The sequence below is a fragment of the Fundicoccus sp. Sow4_F4 genome, assembly GCF_052116145.1.
GTDB lineage: Bacteria > Bacillota > Bacilli > Lactobacillales > Aerococcaceae > Fundicoccus.
The window spans coordinates 1-378 of the sequence record NZ_JBQKLQ010000026.1; the positions used below are offsets into that span (position 1 = coordinate 1).

Here is a 378-nt window from a genome sequence, read left to right on the forward strand (position 1 = left end):
AAGTCGTAACAAGGTAGCCGTATCGGAAGGTGCGGCTGGATCACCTCCTTTCTAAGGAGTATAGGAATCTTACCAAGTGGCTATTATCTTTGTTTAGTTTTGAGTGAGCTTATTTTTTTTCGCTAACTCTATAAGGGTTTGAAAACGGGCCTGTAGCTCAGCTGGTTAGAGCGCACCCCTGATAAGGGTGAGGTCGATGGTTCGAGTCCATTCAGGCCCATCAGTTTTATTCCAATCCATTGAAATAAAACTGAAAATAACATATAATAATAACTCAGTAGTGTTACCACTATTCTGGGGGCTTAGCTCAGCTGGGAGAGCGCCTGCTTTGCACGCAGGAGGTCAGCGGTTCGATCCCGCTAGTCTCCATTGTGAATG

The 378-nt window shown here is 45.2% G+C and carries 2 tRNA genes and 1 rRNA gene; all 3 read left to right on the plus strand.

Going from position 1 to position 378, the window contains the following annotated elements:
* A 16S ribosomal RNA gene (locus tag ACTQ5J_RS13530) occupies positions 1-51 on the plus strand; the annotation flags it as partial.
* Positions 52-146: 95 nt separating this feature from the next.
* A tRNA-Ile gene (locus ACTQ5J_RS13535) sits at positions 147-220 on the plus strand.
* 76 nt (positions 221-296) lie between these two features.
* Positions 297-369: transfer RNA gene (locus ACTQ5J_RS13540), tRNA-Ala, on the plus strand.
* Positions 370-378: the final 9 nt, after the last annotated feature.